Here is an 18,794-nt window from a genome sequence, read left to right on the forward strand (position 1 = left end):
TCAGGGCGGCCCGCGCTGATGCCCGGAGCCGCCCTGTCCTCTGCTCCCTCGGGTCAGTTCACCCGGACGCTGTTCGTCAGGGTGCGGACCACAGCCTCGTTCTTCGCGAAGTCCTTCACGTTCCCGGCGATGGTCACGACCAGCATGCGGCCTCCGACGCTAGTCACGAGCAGTTCGCGGCGCAGCTCGTCGCCCTGGCTGGGCGTGGTGAAGATGAACTGCGCCCAGGGGGTCCCGCTGACCTGCAGCAGGTTCGCCTTGAGGGTCTTCACGTTCGGGACCTGCGCCCGAATTACGCTGGGGAACTGCTCGACGAGTTTGCTCACCTCGGTCTTGTTGAGTTTGCTGTCACGCCATTCGAAGGCGACGCTCACCTTGCGGTCCTCGGTCATGAAGACGGCGTCGGGGCGGCCGGCCGAGCTGGGGAACGCGGTGCGGATCCCGGCGGCACTGAGGGTCAGGAGTTTGGCGTTCGGTTCGACGGTCACGGGGACGTTACCCAGCTTCACGGGCACGGCACTGGCGGCGCCCAGGGTCACGGCGGCGGCGAGCGTCAGGAGAAGGGAGCGGGGCTTCATGTCAGTGCCACCCTAGCGTGAGAGGTGAGAACGCTCGTGAACCGAGCATGAGGACTGTGCGATTCGCATCAATTTCACGTCAGCCGATTCCGGCTGCCCTGAGCGCGAAGGTCGCGGCCCGCGCGCCAATCATCATGCTCGTCGCGTTCGTGTTCGCGTGAATGATGCGCGGCATGACGCTCGCGTCCCCCACCCACAGGCCCCGCACGTCCCGCACCGCCAGGTCACGGCTCACCACGGCGTCCTCACCGTCACCCAGGGCCGCCGTGCCGACCGGGTGGTACAGGGTCGCGCACTCGCGCGCGACGTGCTGGCGCAGCGCCGCGTCACTGCGGTGCCCCTCGCCCGGCAGGACCTCCGCGCCGCGCAGCTCGGACAGGGGAGGGGTCGCGGCGATCTCGCGCGCCTGCCGCACGCCCGCCACGAGACTCTGCACGTCCCGCTCGTCCGTCAGGTACCCCGGATCGATCACGGGCGCCGCGAGCGGGTCGCGCGACGCCAGGCTCAGGCGGCCCCTGCTGTGCACGTCCACCAGCACCGGCCCCACCGAGAAATGATTGCCCGGCTCGGTGCGGAACCCGTGATCCCGGAAGTACGCCGGACCGAAATGGAACTGGATGTCCGGGTCGTCCTGGCTGCTCAGGCCAGGTCGGGCGTGCGTGAACGCGCAGGCCTCCGCGACATTGCTGCTCAGCGGCCCGCTGCGGTTCCACAGGTACCGCGCCAGCGCCTCGCCCTGCGGCACCCGGTCCAGACTCGTGATCCGCGACCGCGTGATCACCGGCACCGCGAGGTGATCCTGTAGCCCCCCACCCACGCCCTCCAGCGCCACACGGACCGGGATGCCGTGCCGCTGCAGTTCCGCGCGCGGCCCGATCCCCGACAGCATCAGCAGTTGCGGCGTCTGCACCGCGCCCGCCGTGAGGATCACCCCGCCCGCCGGGGCGTCCAGCGTCCGGCCCCGCCAGCGCAGCCGCACACCCGCCGCGCGCCGGCCCTCCCACAGCAGTTCCAGCACGTGCGCGCCCGTCAGGACTGTGAGGTTCGGGTGGTTCAGCACGGGCTTCAGGAACGCCCGGAACGCACTGACCCGCTCGCCCCCCAGGTGATTGCTCTCGAACAGGCCCGCGCCGTCCAGCACCCCGTCGTTGAAGGTGTCCACGACCGGCACACCAAGCCCCACCGCCGCCGCCTTCACGAACGCGTGACTCAACTCGTGCGACTCGCCGCGCGCCCCGGCAGGCATCGGACCATCCACGCCCCGCGATTCGGACGCCGGGCCCCGGTACGACTCCAGCGCGCGGAACTCCGGCAGGACGTCCTCCCACGTCCAGCCGTCGCCCCAGCTGTCGAAATCCCGCCGCGAGCCGCGAATCCAGATGGTCGCGTTGATCGCGCTGCTGCCGCCCAGCACCTTCCCACGCGGCCAGTAGAAGGACCGCCCCGCCGCGCGCGGCTGCGGCACCGTCGTCAGGTTCCAGTCCACCCCCGTGCGGAACAGCTTGTTGAACGCCCCCGGCGCGCGGATCAGCGGGTGAGAGTCCGGCCCGCCCGCCTCCAGCAGCAGCACCCGCGCGCCCGCGTCCAGCAGGCGCCGCACCGCCACGCAGCCGCCCGACCCGGCCCCCACCACGATGAAATCCACGCGCCCCTGCCCTGCGTCCCCGCTTGTCATGTGCACCGAGTATAGACGCCCACCCCGCGCGCCCTCCCGGTCCGGGCAGACCGCCCGGTACACTCCCGTACATGAGCCTCACCTTCCCCACCGGTTTCACCGCCGCCGCCATGGCCGCCGGAATCAAACCCAGCGGCAAGACCGACCTGAGCGGCGTCACCAGCAGCACTGCTTGCACCTGGGCGTTCGCGGGCACCCGCAGCACCACCGCCGCCGCGTGCGTCACCCGAAACCGCGACCTGTACGCGCAGGGCGCCCCCATCCGCGCGCTGCTCGTGAACGCCGGGAACGCCAACGCCGCCACCGGCACCCGCGGCGCGGGCGACAACGCCGACATGGCCGACGCGTTCGGCAGCGTCCTGAACGTGCCGCCCGAAGCGGTCCTGACCGCCAGCACCGGCATCATCGGGCACCTGCTCCCCATGGATAAGGTTCTCAGCGGCATCGAGCACCTGCCCGACGACCTGGAGAACGGCGCGGACGCCTTCGCCAGCGCCATCATGACCACCGACACCCGCCCCAAGACGGCAGAAGCCACCCTGAGCAGCGGCGCGCGCATCGTCGGCACTGCCAAGGGCAGCGGCATGATCCACCCCGACATGGCCACCATGTTCGCCTTCGCGTTCACCGACGCCCAGATCGATCAGGCCGCGCTGCGCGACGCGTTCCCCGCCATCGTGAACCGCACCTTCAACGCCGTCACCGTCGACGGCGACACCAGCACCAACGACATGGCCGTCGTCCTGTGCAACGGGCAGGCCGGACCCACCGACCTTACCGAATTCCTGACCGCCCTGGAAGGCGTCATGCGCGACCTCGCCCGGCAGATCGCCGCCGACGGCGAGGGCGCCACCAAACTCCTGACCGTGCAGGTCAGCGGCGCCCGCACCGAAGCCGAGGCCCTCGCCGCCGCCCGCACCTGCTGCGTCAGCCCCCTGCTGAAAAGCGCCGTGCACGGCAACGACCCCAACTGGGGCCGCGTCATCATGGCCGTCGGCCGCAGCGGCGCCGGCGTGAACATCGAGAAACTCCGCGTTACCGTGCAGGACCACCCGGTCTTCCAGGGCAAACCCCTCCCGTACGACGACGCGCAGGTCAGCGCCAGCATGAAAGCCGAGGAGGTCGTCTTCACCATCGACCTCGGCGTCGGCGACGCGCGCGGCGAGGCCTGGGGCTGCGATCTCAGCGCCGAATACGTCAGCATCAACGCCGACTACACGACCTGACCCGGGGAGGTGGTGCGCGGGGGGCGGGACACGGTGCCTGCCCCCCGCGCCTTGTGCCGGGTCATACGGACTCCGGTTGAAAGTTTTGCAAAAACGTTCAACCCGAGCGGACTCGCAGAGCTGCGCAGCAGAGCGAGGAGGAGAAAATAGGGTTCCGGACGTGGAGCTGGCAATCCGGTGAAGTTCCGGATTGTCAGCGAAACAAACGGAATCCGTATCACTCCGGCAAGCTGGACAGCGCGTCGAATCGGGCAAGATGCCGCTGCGTGCGCTCGATCCAGGGTTTCAGGACACGTGGCGTCGCGGTGTACGGCAGGGCGGTGAACGTCAACACGGTCAGCGCCGCGCCCTCCAGCGCAGCCGCCCGCACCTTGTGGTGCCCATCCACGATCACGTTCACGGCCAGGGTCAGGTTCGACAGCAGCGTCCCCTCGACCTGACTGTTGCTGTCCCGCTCCTCGATCACCTGCACGCAGACCGCCGTGGGGCGCGCCCCCGCCCGGAACTGCTCCCGGTAGAACGCCACCCTCCGGGCATCCAGCGACTTTTCCGCCTGGGTGGGCAGCAGGACCGAGACGCCCGCCTCCTCGCCCGGCACCTGCCGCCCGTCGGTGTACGTGATCATGCCGGGCTCCTGCCAGCCCGGCGCGCGGTAGGACAGGGCAGGTGGTGCCGTGGGCACGTCCACTCCGGGCCAGGAGCCCTCCTGAAGATCACCCGGCCAGTACCGCTCCCGCTCGTGCGTCATGTAGTCCAGCGGGCCGCCCGGCACCACCACCGACGGGCGGGTCGTGACCAGACTCGCCACGTACCACCCCGGCGGGAGGAGTGACGCCAGCCGCGTGACGGTTGCCCCGTCGAGCGCCCACAGGCCAAAGGCCAGAGCGTCCTGCAGGTCATCCACCGCTGGTAGGGCGGGACGCCGCGTCAGAGTTAGCGCGTGAAACAGCGCGGGCAGCGTGCCCGATCCCATCCCGATCAGTGCCGCCACCCGCCCTTGAACGCGAAGCGCGGCGCCGGAGTATCCCCGGCCCTCCCAGCGCAGCGGCACCTGATCCGCCGCCTGCCCCGCCGCGACCAGCGCGAAGGGAACACGCCCCACGTGACCCTGCACCCACGCGGGATCAGGCGTGACTGCCGACCGGTCCAGTACCGGAGGCAGAGGTGCTTCCGTCTGCGGGTCGAACGTGGTGAACCACACCGGGGCCGTGTCCATTCCGTCAATCTCGCACCCTCATGCCGCCCAGCCACGCTCATGTGCCCCCCGTGGCGCTCAGCATTCCTTACCGATTCCCCCGCTCGCCCGGCGGTGGGGGTAGGGTGCGGGCATGAGTGCCCCACCTACTCTTCGTCCGGTTGCATCCCGTTCGGCGCTGGCGCGTCCGCTGGACTTCGCGTACCCGTCGAACCGCGTGGCGGCACTGGGGCTGCTGGGGACGGTGGCGCTGGCCCGCCTGCGCGGGCGCGGCTGGGCGGACGCGGTGGGAATCGGGGGCGCGGCGTTCCTGGCGTGGGCGACCGCGCGGGAACTCGACCCGGACTTCCCGGGCACGGCGAACGCGGCGCTGCCCGTGGCGGCGGTGGCCGGGCTGATCAGCCGGGGCGGAGGGCTGGCGCCGTTGCTCCCGGCGCTGGCGGTGCTGTCGGGACTGCGGGGGATCGCAGGGACGACGGGGGAGACCCTGACCCGCACCGATCACCTGGGTCTGCTGGCGCAGTCGCTCGCGGCGGCCGGAACGGGCGGTACGGTGGGCGCGCTGGTGGCCGGTGCGGCGCCCCTCCTGACCGATGGGGGGCGGAGTGTGACCCCGCTGATGGGCGCGCTGCTGCCCCCGCTGGCCCGCGCGCGGGGCGGATCGTGGACGGGCGCACTGCTCGCGGCGGCTGCCCTGCCGCTGGCCCGTGATCTGACCGCGCCGGAACCAGTGCAGAGTGCCTGTGACCGCGCCCCGCGCGCCGTGCGGGCCGAGGAGGTCCGCCGCGCCCGGCAGGTCGCCACGCTGGCCCTGGCCGCCGGGCTGCTCACGCGGCAGTCGCGGGGGCTCCTGCCACTGGCCGCCGCGTGCCTGACCGTCGCCGCCCGCCGCGCCGGGGCGAACCTCAAGAACACCTGAAGCCCCGCGGTCGCAGACTGGGCGCATGGAGACAGCGCCACGGAGGGTCGCCTCCTACGCTAAACGCATGACCGGACTTCCCAGGCAGATCACGCTGCTGCTCGCCACGATCCTCACGCTCGTGATGAACTACCTCAGCAACGCCCTCCCCCTCTTCGGGAACTCGAACAAGGAGGTGAGCGACGCCCTCCCGAACGCCTTCACGCCCGCCGGACTCACGTTCGCCGTGTGGGGGCCCATCTTCCTGGGCCTGGTGGTCTTCGCCGTGTACCAGGCGCTGCCCGCCCAGCGCGGCCCCCGATTTGATCGGCTGTTCTGGCCGTTCCTGCTGGGCAACCTGCTGAACGTCTCCTGGCTGCTGGCCTTCCAGAGCCTGAACTTCGGCCCCAGCGTGCTCATCATGCTCGCCCTGCTCGCCAGCCTCGTGTGGCTGTACCTCACGGTGCGCGACCTGCCGCCCCAGGGCGCGGAACGCTGGACGCTCGCGCTGCCGTCCTCGCTGTACCTGGGCTGGATCAGCGTCGCCACGATCGCCAACATCACCGCGTACCTCGTCAGCGTCGGCGTGACGGCCGGCGCGCTGGGCCTCAGCGCCCCCGTCTGGTCCGCGGTCCTCGTCGTGATTGCCGCCGCGATCGGCGTGTTCTTCCTGGCCCGCTTCCATGACTACGCCTTCGCCGGGGTGCTGCTGTGGGCCTTCTACGGCGTGTACGTCGCCCGCCCGGACGCCGCGACCGTCGTGACCGGCGTCGCCATCGCCGCCGTCATCGTTGTGCTGGGCGCCCTGCTCAGCCTGCGCACCCGCCGCACCGCGCTGTAACGAGCGCACCCGGATGGGCTGCTGCGGGCATGACCGGCAGCGGCCCACCTGCGGTCGGTACACTGAACTTCACATGCATCCCGACTCGCCCCTGGCCCTGATCGGTTACCCCGCCCCGGCCGCCCGCGCCCTGCGCGACCTCGGCCTGATCGCCGTGAACGTCCCCACTGACGACCTGCGCGCCGTGCTGGACGCCAGCCGCACCCTCCACTTCACTGGGGCGCTCGTTCACCCCAGCCAGGAGACGCACGCGCTGGACGCCGTCACGCCCGACGCCGTCGCCCGCCGCGTGGGCCGCGTGGACGCCATCGCCCTGAGCGGCGAATTCCACGGGACCTTCGCCCTCAGCGACGCGCTGACCGACGCGCTGGACGCCAGCGGGTACGCCTCGCGCGGCGCGAGCGCCCTGATCCTCGGCGTGGACGCCCACGACCTCGCCCTGGCCCTGCCCCTCGCCCGGCTGGGCTTCACCGAGATCGGCATCGCCGCCGAGAGCACCCCCGAAGCGGAACGCGCCACCCGCGACCTGCCCGCCGGACGCCGCGCCTACCCCCTGAGCCGCCGCGACCCCAGCGTCACCGACTTCGCCGCCCGCGCCGACCTGCTGATCCTCACCGCCGGGACCCTCCCGCCCGGGCTGGTGCAGCCGTACCACACCGTCATCGACCTGACCGGGCGGGCCAGCATCAGCGGCAGCGGCGCGAACACCCTCGACCTGCGTGACCTCCCCCTGCGGCGCCTCGCCCGGCAGCTGGAACACGCCACCGGGCAACGCTTCCACCCACAGGAACTCGAAGGGGCCCTGCAGGCCCTCGTGTAAGAGAAAAAAGGGGAGAGGCGCACCCACTGTTCGGGTGCGCCTCGCTTTCTGCCCGCTCAGTTGTGGCTGGCGGTGTCCAGTTTCTGCAGGTAGGCCTTCCCGCCTTCGAGTTCGGCCTGGAAGCCGTCGGCGGCGGCGAACACCAGCGTCTCGGCCAGCGTCTCGCTCATCAGGTATTCCTGCCACGCTTCGGCGGCCTCGCGGGCGTCGCCCTGAAGGTCGAGGTGGAGGGCGATGCGGTCCTGCACCTCGAATCCGGCCTTCTTGCGGGCGTCCTGCACGCCGCGCACGAGGTCGCGGGCGAGCCCTTCGAGTTCCAGTTCGCGGGTCAGGGTGGTGTCGAAGGCGACGAGGTACCCGGCTTCCTCCTGCGCGGCGAAGCCTTCGGGGGACTTGGCGTCCACGAGGACCTCGTCCGGCCCGAGTTCGAAGCGTTCACCGGTGGGTGCCAGGACCTCGAACTGCTTGCCGTCGCGCACGAACCGGGCGACTTCGCTGGCGTCGGCGGCGGCCAGCGCGGCGCGGACCTGCGGGACTGCCTTCCCGAACTTCTTGCCCAGCACGGGGAGGTTGGGGCGCAGCTGGTAGCTGACGAGTTCGGTGAACTGGTCGATCAGTTCGACCTCCTTGACGTTCAGTTCCTCCTTGAGCTGCTCGGCGAAGCGGCCCAGCGCCTGGGTCTGGTCGGCGGTGCGGGCACGGACCATGACCTTCGGCAGGGGCTGACGCTGGCGCATGCCGGTCTGTCCGCGGACGGCGCGGCCCAGGCTGACGACGCGCAGCACGGCGTCCATCTCGCCCACCAGGGTCGGGGCGGCCAGCGCCTCTTCGACCTTGGGCCAGGGGGTGAGGTGCACGCTGTCGGGCGCGTCCGGGACCAGCGAGCGCACGAGGTTCCCGTACAGCGTCTCGGCGAGGAACGGCGTGAACGGCGCGGTGAGTTGCGTGACGGTCACCAGGGCGTAGTGCAGCGTGGCGTACGCGTTGTGGTCCGCGCCGTCGTCCCCGGCCCAGAAGCGGCGGCGGTTGCGGCGCACGTACCAGTTGCTCAGGTCCTCCACCACGAAGTCCTGCAGGGCGCGGCTGGCTCCGGTCGGGTCGTAGTTCTCCAGCGCGCCCGTGACCGTGGCGATCAGGGCCTGCACCTTGGCGAGCAGCCAGCGGTCCACCTCGGGGCGCTGATCGGCGGGTGCGGCGGCCTTCAGGTCCGGCTGGTCGAGGTTCGCGTACAGCACGAAGAACGAGTAGGTGTTCCACAGTGTCAGGAAGTAGCTGCGGAACGCCTCGCCGACGAGGTTCATGCCGAAGCGGCGGCTCAGTTCGGGCGGCGCGCTGACATACATGTACCAGCGGGCGGCGTCCGCGCCGTACTGCTCGAACACGTCCCAGGGGTTCACGACGTTCCCCTTGCTCTTGCTCATCTTCGCGCCCTTCTCGTCCAGGATGTGCCCGGAGCAGATGACGCTCTTGTACGCCACGGAGTCGAACACCATCGTGCCGATCTGGTGCAGGCTGTTGAACCAGCCGCGCGTCTGGTCGATGGCCTCCGCGATGAAGTCCGCGGGGAATCCCCCGTTCTCGAACTTCTCCCTGTTCTCGAAGGGGTAGTGGTGCTGCGCGAACGGCATGCTGCCGCTGTCGTACCAAACGTCCATCACGTACGGCACGCGCCGGAAGGTCTTGCCATCCGCCTCGAAGGTGATGTCGTCCACGAAGGGCCGGTGCGGGTCGAAGTCGGGGCCCGTCAGTTCGGGGCGGCCGCTCAGTTCGGCCAGTTCGGCGTAGCTGCCGATCACGCGGTACTCGCCGTCCTCGGCTTCCCACACGGGCAGCGGCGTGCCCCAGTAGCGGTTGCGCGAGAGGTTCCAGTCGATCAGGTTCTCCAGCCACCCGCCGTAGCGGCCGTTCTTGATGTGCGGCGGGTGCCAGTCGATCGTCTGGTTCAGTTCGATCAGGCGCTCCTTCAGGCGGGTGTTGTTTAGGTACCAGCTCTCGGTGGCGTAGTACATCAGCGGGGTGCCGCAGCGCCAGCAGTGCGGGTAGGCGTGCAGGAAGTTCTTCTCGCGCCACATCAGGCCGCGCGCGCGCAGGTCGCGGACGATCTCGGTGTTCGCGTCGCGGAAGAACACGCCCTGCCACGGACCGAAGCGGTGCTTGCCCTCGCCGTCCACGCCCACGATCACCGGGAAGCCGTAGTTGCGGGCCAGACGCATGTCGTCCTCACCGAACGCGGGCGCGGTGTGCACGATGCCTGTCCCGTCGCTGTCGGACACGTAGGTGTCCAGACCCGACATCCACACGGGCTTGCCCTCGCCCTCGGCCTCGTACGCTTCGGTGAAGAGGGGCTGGTACGCCACGCGCTCCAGTTCGCTGCCCTTGAAGGTCTTCACGACCTCGGCGTCCTCGCCCAGCACCTCGTTCTTCAGGCTGGCGGCCAGGATCAGCACCGCGCCGTCCTTGTCGCGCGCCGCCACGTACTCGAACTCCGGGTGGATGGCGACACCCACGTTGTACGGCAGCGTCCACGGCGTGGTCGTCCACACCAGGAACGCCGCGCCGTCCTCCAGGCCCAGGCGGGCCGGGTCGGTCAGGCGGAACGGCACGTACACGCTGGGATCCTGGATGTCCTTGTAGCCCTCGCTCACCTCGGCGTTGCTCAGGGTCGTGCCGTCCTTGGGGCAATACGGCGCGACGCGGAAGCCCTTGTACAGCAGGCCCTTCTCACTGAGGTTCTTGACGCTCCACCAGATGCTCTCGATGTAGTCCTTGTGCAGCGTCATGTACGCGTCGTCCAGGTCCACCCAGTAGCCCATGCGCTCGGTGAACTTGCGCCACTCGGCCTCGTACTCGAACACGCTGGCGCGGCACTCCGCGTTGAACTTGTCGATGCCGTACGCCTCGACCTCGCGTTTGCTGTTCAGGCCGAGTTTCTTCTCGACGCCCAGCTCGACCGGCAGGCCGTGCGTGTCCCAGCCCGCCTTGCGCGGCACGTGGAAGCCCTGCATGGTCCGGAAGCGCGGGAAGAGGTCCTTGAACGAGCGGGCCTGGACGTGGTGCACGCCGGGCTGGCCGTTCGCGGTGGGCGGGCCCTCGAAGAACGTGAAGACGGGGCCGCCTTTGGTCTGTTCCAGGGAGCGTTCGAACACGCGTTCGCGTTTCCAGAAGTCGAGGATGCCCTGTTCCAGCGCGGGGAAGTTCGGGTTGCCCTGCACGGGCGTGAAGAGGGTCTTCTTGTCGGTCATGTGAGCTCCAGATGGGCGGTGAGGGTCGTGGTGGCTCGGGCGTCGGAGGCGGGGGTCACCCGCGTCGGAATCGGCCGCCTGGGCCGGGCGGGGCAGAGGGGCGTTCCGTTGCGTCGTTGGATGCGGGGCATGGTCACCTCCGGCGGGTGCGGGTCAGGACAGGGGAGAGGGGGCGGCTAGTCGACGATGAACAGCGTGGCCCCCACGGCGGTACTCGACCGGTGCGCTTCGGCCTGATCGGCCACCTGATACGACTCGCCGGGCCGCAGCGTGAAGGTGCGCCCGTCGGCCAGTTCGGTGTCCAGCTGCCCGGCCAGCACGAGCAGGATGTGGCCTTTCTCGCACCAGTGGTCGGCCAGATACCCGGCGCTGTACTCGACCATCCGCACACGCACGGGTCCACCCGGTCCGGCTCCGAACTGCCGGGTGCGCCACGTCGCCGCGCCGCGCTCGCCGGGGTGCTCGGTGGCGGGCACGTCGGCCCAGGTGGTCACCCCGAAGGGAATGTCGGTCAGCTGCATGGTTCGGGCCTCCGGGGACGGAACACGGGTAAACGGAGAAGGGGGCGGCGGGTCTCAGCGGTCACGCCCCCACGCGGGGGGACGGTGCTGGGACGCGCCGCCCCCTGCGGGGAGCTGGTGCGTGGTACCACCCAACTTCACCGGTCATCACCGGTCTCCATTGGCCCTCTGACGGGGGGTGTCCGGACGGGTCTAGTCGGCCCGTGGGCCTTTCTTCCGTCGGCGCGGGAGGTGATCTTCGGTACTCGCGGCTGGCGTCAGGCTTTCACCGTCCCTGACTCGCTCGTGCTGCCCTGCGCGCCCTACTGTCCTCTCGGTCGCCTCTGCTGTCTCACCCCGGTCTGGGGTGCGCCTCATGGTAGGGCGGCAGGCTGGGGTCGGTCAACGTGGACCGCCGCACGGCGTCCCGTTGAGGGTATGCTGGACGGTGATTGTTGCGGTCCGCCTACCCCCGAGGTCACCGCGCGCATGTGAAAACGGACAGCGCGCGTTTAGAATTGGTTTCAGGAGTTTGAACGAATGACATTCCCCACCCCCCCTGCCTGCCCCGACCGGACCGCCCCTGAGGCGCGGCCCATGCGGGTCGGCATTGCCCTTTCCAACTGTGCCCGACGGGAGGCCACGCCGTGACCGACACCCATCAGAGCCTCCCGTTTCACGAGTTGCAGCAGAAGATCCTCCCGGAACTGCACCTGATCGCCGCCGGGTACGGCATCGAGAACTACCGCAAGCTGAAGAAGGACGCCCTGGCCCTGGCGATCATGGAGCATCAGGCGGCCAGTGAAGGCCAGCTGCTCGCGCGCGGCTTCCTGGAGATCAGCCCTGACGGGTACGGCTTCCTGCAGGCCGACCTGCTCGACCCGAACAGCCGCACGGTGCTGATCAGCGCCGGCGTGATCAAGCAGTACCACCTGCGGACCGGGGACGAGATCATCGGCCGCGCCCGCAAGCCCCGCGAGAACGAACGCTTCGGCGCGCTGGTGCAGGTGGAGGCCGTGAACGGCGTGGACCCCGAGACGGCCCGCCGCCGCCCGCGCTTCGATGACCTGACCCCCACCTTCCCGGACGCGCAGCTGGTGCTGGAAGACCCCACCATGGACGACGGCCTGAGCCTGCGCGTCGTGGACCTGCTGGTGCCCATCGGGCGCGGGCAGCGTGCGCTGATCGTCGCGCCGCCCAAGGCCGGCAAGACCAGCCTGCTGAAGAAGATCGCGAACTCCATCGTCAAGAACTACCCGGACGTGACCGTCATGGTCCTGCTGGTCGACGAACGCCCAGAGGAGGTCACGGACTTCCGCGAGAGCGTGCAGGGTGCGCAGGTCATCGCCAGCACCTTCGACGAGCCGCCCCAGCATCACGTGCGCGTCGCGGAGTTCGTGCACGAACGCGCCCGCCGCATCGTCGAGGAGGGTGGGCACGTCGTGATCCTGCTGGACTCCATCACGCGACTGGCCCGCGCGAACAACCTCGTCACCCCGCCCACCGGGCGCACCCTGTCCGGCGGTCTGGACAGCAACGCCCTGCACTGGCCCAAACGCTTCCTGGGTGCCGCACGCAACATCCGCGAGGGTGGCAGCCTGACCATCCTGGCGACCGCCCTCGTGGAGACCGGCAGCCGCATGGACGACGTGATCTTCGAGGAATTCAAGGGCACCGGCAACGCGGAACTCGTGCTGTCGCGCCGCCTCGAGGAACGCCGGATCTTCCCGGCGCTGGACATCCTGAAGTCCGGCACGCGCCGCGAGGAACTGCTGCTGCAGCCTGAAGTCCTGAAGAAGATGTGGCTGCTGCGCAAGGTCATCAGTGACATGGACCCCGCGGACGCGATGGAGATGCTGCTGTCCCGCATGGGTAAAACCCGGAACAACGTCGAATTCCTGCAGGCCCTGGCCGGCGGCTGACGTTCGTCTACTCGATTTCACTCCCCGGAGCTCACCCTTGTCCTTTCCTTCTGTGCGCCGCGCGACGCGGCTCCTGACCCTCGGTACCCTGCTGGGCCTCGCCCAGGCGCAACAATCCACTCCGGAAGAGCGGCTGCTCTCGCCGCTGCAGCTGCAACTCAGCAGCCCGGCGGACGTCGTCCTCACCCGCGACCGTGGCGAGCGGCTGGTGCAGATCGTCACCACCCGCGACACGCCCCTGCCGGCCGTGGCCCGCCGCTACGGCCTGACGGTCGGCGCCGTGAAACTGGCGTCCACCCGGGCGAACACCCAGGTGGTGCAGTTGACCTTCCCGGGTCGCGTGCAGGCAGACCAGCCCGTCCGGCCCCGCTCGGTCGTCACGTACCGCGTGCGGCCCGGGGACACCATGGCCCGCGTCGCTCACCGCTTCGGCATCTCGGTCGTGGATCTGCTGGGCGTGAACCTGGACCGCACCAGCCTCGACCGGCTGGAGGTCGGCGGCACCCTGAACGTTCCCACGGGCACGCCGGGGCTGCTGGTGCGCATCAAACCCGGTCAGTCTGCGCTGTCCCTGATTGCCGGGTACGGCGCGGATCTCGTGGCGACCGCGCAGGCGAATGACGTGCTGCCCACCGAACTGAACGTCGGAGATGAACTGCTGCTGCCCGGCATCCGCGCCGAAGGCTTCGCGCAGCAGCTCGCCGATCGCCGTGAGGCCGAGCGCCGCGCCGCCATCGCCGCGCAGCGGCAGGCGCAGTACGAGAAGTTCGTCGCCTGGAAGAAGGGCCGCGAGAAGGCCCGCCTGGAAGCGAGATACGAGGCGCAGGCGCAGTACGAGAAGTTCCTGGCCTGGAAGAACAGTCCTGAACGGAAGGCCGCGATGGCCGCCCTGGAACGACAGCAGCAGTTCGAGGCGGCGCAGGCGGCCGCCCGGGCACGCGCGCGGCAGTCGGCGCAGCGGACCAGCGTCTCGGCCGCCGGAGTGGGCTCCGGGCGCAGCGGGCTGGTCTGGCCCATGCGCAACTACCGCCTGACCAGCCGGTACGCCGAGCAGGACATCGAATTCCACCGTCAGGTGTTCCACGGCGGGATTGACCTGGCTGCGCCGTACGGCACGCCGATCTACGCGGCGTCGGCAGGTCGCGTCACGCAGAGCGGCTATGGGGCGTATGGTCTGAATGTGTTTACGCAGAGTGGCAACAGCACCCTGGTGTACGGTCACATGAGCCGCGCCGCCGTCTCCGAGGGGCAGCAGGTGGAGCAGGGGCAGCTGCTGGGGTACATCGGCTGCACCGGCATCTGCACCGGTCCTCACCTGCACTTCGAGGTGCGGCTGGGTGGCCAGACGGTGGATCCGCTGGGCCTGCTGCCATGACCCCGGATCGTGCCGGGGTGCGCCTTCTGGTCGTGGATGACGAGGAGCAGATCCTGGAACTGCTGGATCTGACCCTGGCCATTCACGGGTTTGAGGTCTGCCCGGCCAGCAGTGGACCGCGCGCGCTGGAGGTCCTGGCGCAGGAACGGATTGACGTGATCGTCATGGACGTGCTGATGGTGCCGTGGGACGGGTTCGAGACGGTGCGCCGCATGGCCGCCCAGCATGGTGCGGCGCTGCCGCCGGTGGTGTTTCTGTCCGGTCTGGCGCGACCGGCGGTCATGCCGGACCTGGGTCCTGACGTGGTGCAGGAGTACCTCGTCAAGCCGTTCCGGCCGTCGCAACTCGTCGAGCGGATCGAGGAAGCCCGGCGCCGTAAGCCGTCCCGCTAGTCTGGACCTGGCTCTCCTGCTTCCAATCTGACCCCCCGCATGCGGCCAACGTGACCCTATTCGGGGGGTCAGTTCTGGCCTACTCTGGGCCCATGACTGAAGCGACCACCGGTACCCCCGCCCTGAAGCAGGGCTTCGCTGAAATGTTCAAGGGCGGCGTCATCATGGACGTCGTCACCGCCGACCAGGCCCGCATCGCCGAGGCCGCCGGCGCGACCGCCGTCATGGCCCTCGAACGCGTCCCCGCCGACATCCGCAAGGACGGCGGCGTGGCCCGCATGAGCGACCCCAAGATGATCAAGGAGATCATCGGCGCCGTCAGCATCCCCGTCATGGCCAAGGTCCGCATCGGGCACATCGTGGAAGCGCAGATCCTCCAGGCGCTCGGCGTGGACTTCATCGACGAGTCCGAAGTCCTGACCCCGGCCGACGACCAGTACCACATCCTCAAGCACGACTTCAAAGTGCCCTTCGTGTGCGGCGCCAAGAACCTCGGCGAGGCCCTGCGCCGCGTCGGCGAGGGCGCGAGCATGATCCGCACCAAGGGCGAGGCCGGGACCGGCAACGTCATCGAGGCCGTCCGTCACGCCCGCACGGTGCTGGGCGAGATCAAGCACATCCAGGCCCGCCCCGCCGAGGAACTCATGACCGTCGCCCGCGACCTCCAGGCGCCCTACGAACTGGTCCGCTACGTGCACGAGCACGGCAAGCTGCCCGTCGTGAACTTCGCCGCCGGTGGCGTGGCCACGCCCGCCGACGCCGCGCTGATGATGCTTCTGGGCCTGGACGGCGTGTTCGTCGGCAGCGGCATCTTCAAGAGCGACAACCCCGAGCGCCGCGCGCAGGCCATCGTGAAGGCCGTCACGCACTTCCAGAACCCCGAGGTGCTCGCCGAGATCAGCGAGGACCTGGGCGCCCCGATGACCGGCATCAACATCGACGACCTGATTCCTGCCGAGCGCCTCGCCGCGCGCGGCTGGTAAACATGGCCCGCATCGGCGTGCTGGCCCTCCAGGGCGCGTTCCGCGAGCACCGCGCCGCCCTGGAACGCCTGGGCGCCCAGGTGACCGAAGTCCGTCTCGCGACGGACCTGGACGGCCTGCACGGCCTGATCCTCCCCGGCGGCGAGAGCACCACCATGGCCCGCCTGATGACCGAGTATGCGCTGTGGGAACCCCTGCGGGCCTTCCACGCGCGCGGCGGGCAGCTGTGGGGCACCTGCGCGGGCGCGATCCTGCTGTCCCGCGAGGTGCAGGGCGCCCCGCCGCAGTTCGGACGGCAGGACAGCCTGGACCTGCTGGACGTGACCGTGCAGCGCAACGCCTTCGGGCGGCAGATCGACTCGTTCACGACCGGCCTGGACGTGCGCGGCCTGGACGGCGCGTTCCCCGCCGTGTTCATCCGCGCGCCCGCCTTCGCCCGCGTCGGTGACGGCGTGGAAGTCCTGTCCGAGTACGACGGGCAGGCCGTCGCGGTGCGTCAGGGCCGCGTGCTCGCCACCGCGTTCCACCCGGAACTCACCGGGGACGACCGCCTGCACGGGCTGTTCCTGCAGGGCTGCCTCACGCCCGCCTGAACGCAGACGCCACAGGCCGCCACCTCCGAGCGGGGTGGCGGCCTGGTTTGTATGGGTCAGTCGTTGCTGGCCGGTGCGGGCGCCTGCGTGGGCCGGGTGACGCGCAGGCGCAGGCTGAGTGCCAGGGCCACCACCACGAGTCCCAGCGCCAGCAGGTACGCGCGGCGCAGCCCCTCGGCGAGGTCGAACCCGCCGCTTTCGATTGCGGCCGAGCCGATCAGCAGGGCCATCAGCGCGGTGCCCAGCGCGCCGCCCATCTGCCGGGCGAACAGGACGCCGCTGGTGACGGCGCCCAGTTCCTCGCGCGCGGAGGACTCCTGTGCGGCCAGCAGCAGGCTCAGCATGGAAAAGCCCATGCCGGTGCCCACCGCGAAGCCCAGCGCGCTCGTGACCCACAGCGGCGCGTGCACGGCGAAGATCAGCGCGCCGAACATGACGACGAGCACCGCGAACCCTGCCTGGGCGATGCGGGCCAGCGGCACCGTTTTCACGAGGCGCGAGGTGACGATGGCCGTCAGGGTCCAGCCGACCAGCATGGGGGTCAGGATCGCGCCGCCCGCCGTGGCGCCGCCGCCCGTGACACCTTGCGCGTACAGCGGCAGGTACGCGATCACGCCGAAGTACGCCGCGCCGCCCAGCAGGTTCCCCGCGAACGCCACGCGCGGCAGCCGCTCGCGCAGGGCGCGCATGGGCAGCAGCGGGTCCGGGTGGCGGCGTTCCAGGACCACGGCTCCGGCCAGGGTCGCGGCGCCCAGTCCCACCAGCAGCCACTGCCGCTGCTCCAGGCCCCACACGACCAGTCCGCTGCCCAGCGTGAACAGCGCCGCGCCCGCCCAGTCGATTCTCGCGGGGCGGGGCTGCCCGGTCTCCGGCAGGAAGCGCAGGGCCAGCAGCAACGCCGCCACGCCGAACGGCAGGCTGGCGTAGAAGGTCCAGCGCCACGAGACGGCCTCCGTGAGCCAGCCGCCCAGCAGAGGCCCCACCAGTCCGGACACGCCCCACACGCCGGAGATCAGGGACTGCACGCGGCTGCGCTCCTGCAGGGAGTACAGTTCGCCGACCATCGTGAGGGTCAGGGGCAGCAGGCCGCCCGCGCCGATGCCCTGCACAGCCCGCGCGGCGATCAGCAGGACCATGGAGTGACTCTGCCCGCACAGCGCCGAGCCGATCAGGAAGATCACGATGGCCGCCAAATATAGGCGGCGGCGGCCCACCACGTCGCTGGCGCGGCCCCACAGGGGGCTGCTGACGGTGCTGGTCAGCAGGTACACGGCGAACGGGAGGGCGTACAGGTGCTCGCCGCCCAGGTCGCGGATGACGCTGGGCATGGCGGTGGCGACCACGCTGGCCTCCAGCGCAGCCAGGAACACGCCCACGATCAGGCCGGTGGTGGCCAGTTGCCGCGCCTGCGGGCTGAGGTTGGGGAGGGCATTCACCTGCGCAGCGTACTCCCGTGAACGTCGGGCCAAGAGTGGGGCTGGATTCACACGTTCTGAATCGTTACAGTCTGGGGATGACCATGCACCAACGTCCGCTGGGCCGCACCGGCCTGAACGTCACCGAGATCGGCTACGGCGCCTGGGGCATCGGCGCCGACATGTGGAAGGGCGCCCAGGACGACCAGAGCCTGGACGCCCTGCGCCGCTACATCGAACTGGGCGGAAACTTCATCGACACCGCCATGGGCTACGGCAGCGGCCACAGCGAACGCCTCGTCGGGCAGGTGGCCCGCGAGCATCCCGGTACATTGGTCGCCACGAAGATCAGCCCGAAGAACATGGGGTGGCCCGCCGCGCCCGGCACCACCGCCGACGAGGCCTTCCCCGCTGAGTACATCACCGACATGACCCGCGCCAGCCTGGAGCGCCTGGGCCTGCCCAGCATCGATGTGCAGCAGTTGCACGTCTGGAACGATGCCTGGCTGGGCCAGGGCGACTGGCAGGACGCGGTGACCCAGCTCAAGCGCGACGGACTGATCCGCGCCTTCGGGATCAGCATCAACGACCACCAGCCGGACAACGCCGTGAAGGCGGTCGAGGCGGGCGCCGTGGACTCCGTGCAGGTCATCTACAACGTGTTCGATCAGTCCCCGCAGGACCGCCTGCTCGACGCCTGCCTCGCGAACGGCGTGGGCGTCATCGTGCGCGTCGCGCTCGACGAGGGGAGCCTGACCGGCACCCTGACCGAGTCCACCACCTTTCCTGACGGCGACTGGCGCAACGGCTACTTCGGCGGCGACCGCCTGACGCAGCTGCAACCGCGCCTGCGCGCCATCGAGCAGGACCTCGGCATCCGCACCGATCAGCTCGCGGAGACCAGCCTGCGTTTCGTGCTGGCGCACCCCGCTGTGTCCACCGTGATCGTCGGCATGCGCTCTGTGCGCAACGTCGAACGCAACGCCGCGCTGGCGGACGGGCAGGGCCTCGCGGCCGAGCAGGTCCAGCGCCTGCACGCGCACCGCTGGGACCGCAACTGGTACCGCGCGGACTGATCACTACCTTCGACCCTCAGTAATCAGCCCCCAGGAGCAGACGCAACCGGGGGCTGATGCAAT

16 protein-coding genes are annotated in these 18,794 nt (G+C 70.1%); 10 read left to right on the forward strand and 6 right to left on the reverse strand.

Annotation, left to right across the window (positions count from 1 at the left end):
- Nucleotides 1–53 precede the first annotated feature (53 nt).
- Both IEY69_RS03100 and IEY69_RS03105 read right to left on the reverse strand, forming a co-directional pair.
- Entirely contained in the window at nt 54–578 is a 525-nt protein-coding gene (locus IEY69_RS03100) for a hypothetical protein (RefSeq protein WP_189071662.1), read from the reverse strand.
- Between the two features lie 79 nt (nt 579–657).
- Complete coding sequence (locus IEY69_RS03105; protein ID WP_189071663.1) at nt 658–2,253, reverse strand: GMC family oxidoreductase; 1,596 nt, start codon at nt 2,251–2,253, stop codon at nt 658–660.
- Nucleotides 2,254–2,324: 71 nt separating this feature from the next.
- Here IEY69_RS03105 and argJ point away from each other — a divergent pair, with 71 nt between their 5' ends.
- A complete protein-coding gene (gene argJ, locus IEY69_RS03110) occupies nt 2,325–3,479 on the forward strand; it encodes a bifunctional glutamate N-acetyltransferase/amino-acid acetyltransferase ArgJ (RefSeq protein ID WP_189071664.1) in 1,155 nt (384 codons plus the stop codon).
- A 217-nt stretch (nt 3,480–3,696) separates the two neighbouring features.
- On the opposite strand, the gene IEY69_RS03115 is transcribed toward argJ, so the two are convergent.
- Nucleotides 3,697–4,695: a hypothetical protein gene (locus IEY69_RS03115; protein ID WP_189071665.1), complete on the reverse strand. Its 999-nt coding sequence runs from the start codon at nt 4,693–4,695 to the stop codon at nt 3,697–3,699.
- 112 nt (nt 4,696–4,807) lie between these two features.
- Here IEY69_RS03115 and IEY69_RS03120 point away from each other — a divergent pair, with 112 nt between their 5' ends.
- The 3 genes from IEY69_RS03120 (at nt 4,808) to IEY69_RS03130 (ending at nt 7,233) form a co-directional block, all read left to right on the forward strand.
- The gene (locus IEY69_RS03120) at nt 4,808–5,593 is read left to right on the forward strand and encodes a hypothetical protein (protein WP_189071666.1); all 786 of its coding nucleotides are present in this window, start codon (nt 4,808–4,810) and stop codon (nt 5,591–5,593) included.
- A 67-nt stretch (nt 5,594–5,660) separates the two neighbouring features.
- A complete protein-coding gene (locus IEY69_RS03125) occupies nt 5,661–6,413 on the forward strand; it encodes a TspO-related membrane protein (RefSeq protein WP_189071667.1) in 753 nt (250 codons plus the stop codon).
- Nucleotides 6,414–6,486: 73 nt separating this feature from the next.
- A complete protein-coding gene (locus tag IEY69_RS03130) occupies nt 6,487–7,233 on the forward strand; it encodes a shikimate dehydrogenase (RefSeq protein WP_189071668.1) in 747 nt (248 codons plus the stop codon).
- Between the two features lie 56 nt (nt 7,234–7,289).
- Here IEY69_RS03130 and ileS read toward each other — a convergent pair whose 3' ends face one another.
- Both ileS and IEY69_RS03140 read right to left on the reverse strand, forming a co-directional pair.
- On the reverse strand, nt 7,290–10,475 hold the full coding sequence (gene ileS, locus IEY69_RS03135; protein ID WP_189071669.1) for an isoleucine--tRNA ligase: 3,186 nt from the start codon (nt 10,473–10,475) through the stop codon (nt 7,290–7,292).
- A gap of 176 nt (nt 10,476–10,651) precedes the next feature.
- The gene (locus IEY69_RS03140) at nt 10,652–10,996 is read right to left on the reverse strand and encodes a DHCW motif cupin fold protein (RefSeq protein WP_189071670.1); all 345 of its coding nucleotides are present in this window, start codon (nt 10,994–10,996) and stop codon (nt 10,652–10,654) included.
- Between the two features lie 626 nt (nt 10,997–11,622).
- On the opposite strand from IEY69_RS03140, the gene rho reads away from it, so the two are divergent.
- From rho to pdxT, 5 genes are all read left to right on the forward strand, one after another.
- Nucleotides 11,623–12,897 carry a transcription termination factor Rho gene (gene rho / locus IEY69_RS03145; RefSeq protein WP_189071671.1) on the forward strand — a complete coding sequence of 425 codons (1,275 nt, stop codon included), beginning with the start codon at nt 11,623–11,625 and terminating at the stop codon, nt 12,895–12,897.
- 37 nt (nt 12,898–12,934) lie between these two features.
- Nucleotides 12,935–14,272 carry a peptidoglycan DD-metalloendopeptidase family protein gene (locus IEY69_RS03150; protein WP_229783584.1) on the forward strand — a complete coding sequence of 446 codons (1,338 nt, stop codon included), beginning with the start codon at nt 12,935–12,937 and terminating at the stop codon, nt 14,270–14,272.
- Entirely contained in the window at nt 14,269–14,664 is a 396-nt protein-coding gene (locus tag IEY69_RS03155) for a response regulator (RefSeq protein ID WP_189071672.1), read from the forward strand. Before IEY69_RS03150 ends, IEY69_RS03155 begins: the two co-directional genes overlap by 4 nt.
- Before the next feature lie 92 nt (nt 14,665–14,756).
- Nucleotides 14,757–15,647 carry a pyridoxal 5'-phosphate synthase lyase subunit PdxS gene (pdxS, locus tag IEY69_RS03160; protein ID WP_189071673.1) on the forward strand — a complete coding sequence of 297 codons (891 nt, stop codon included), beginning with the start codon at nt 14,757–14,759 and terminating at the stop codon, nt 15,645–15,647.
- A gap of 2 nt (nt 15,648–15,649) precedes the next feature.
- Nucleotides 15,650–16,240 carry a pyridoxal 5'-phosphate synthase glutaminase subunit PdxT gene (pdxT, locus tag IEY69_RS03165; protein WP_189071674.1) on the forward strand — a complete coding sequence of 197 codons (591 nt, stop codon included), beginning with the start codon at nt 15,650–15,652 and terminating at the stop codon, nt 16,238–16,240.
- A 56-nt stretch (nt 16,241–16,296) separates the two neighbouring features.
- On the opposite strand, the gene IEY69_RS03170 is transcribed toward pdxT, so the two are convergent.
- Nucleotides 16,297–17,676: an MDR family MFS transporter gene (locus IEY69_RS03170; protein WP_189071675.1), complete on the reverse strand. Its 1,380-nt coding sequence runs from the start codon at nt 17,674–17,676 to the stop codon at nt 16,297–16,299.
- Nucleotides 17,677–17,759: 83 nt separating this feature from the next.
- On the opposite strand from IEY69_RS03170, the gene IEY69_RS03175 reads away from it, so the two are divergent.
- Nucleotides 17,760–18,731 carry an aldo/keto reductase gene (locus IEY69_RS03175; RefSeq protein WP_189072342.1) on the forward strand — a complete coding sequence of 324 codons (972 nt, stop codon included), beginning with the start codon at nt 17,760–17,762 and terminating at the stop codon, nt 18,729–18,731.
- Nucleotides 18,732–18,794 lie beyond the last annotated feature (63 nt).

This window comes from Deinococcus sedimenti, assembly GCF_014648135.1.
GTDB lineage: Bacteria > Deinococcota > Deinococci > Deinococcales > Deinococcaceae > Deinococcus > Deinococcus sedimenti.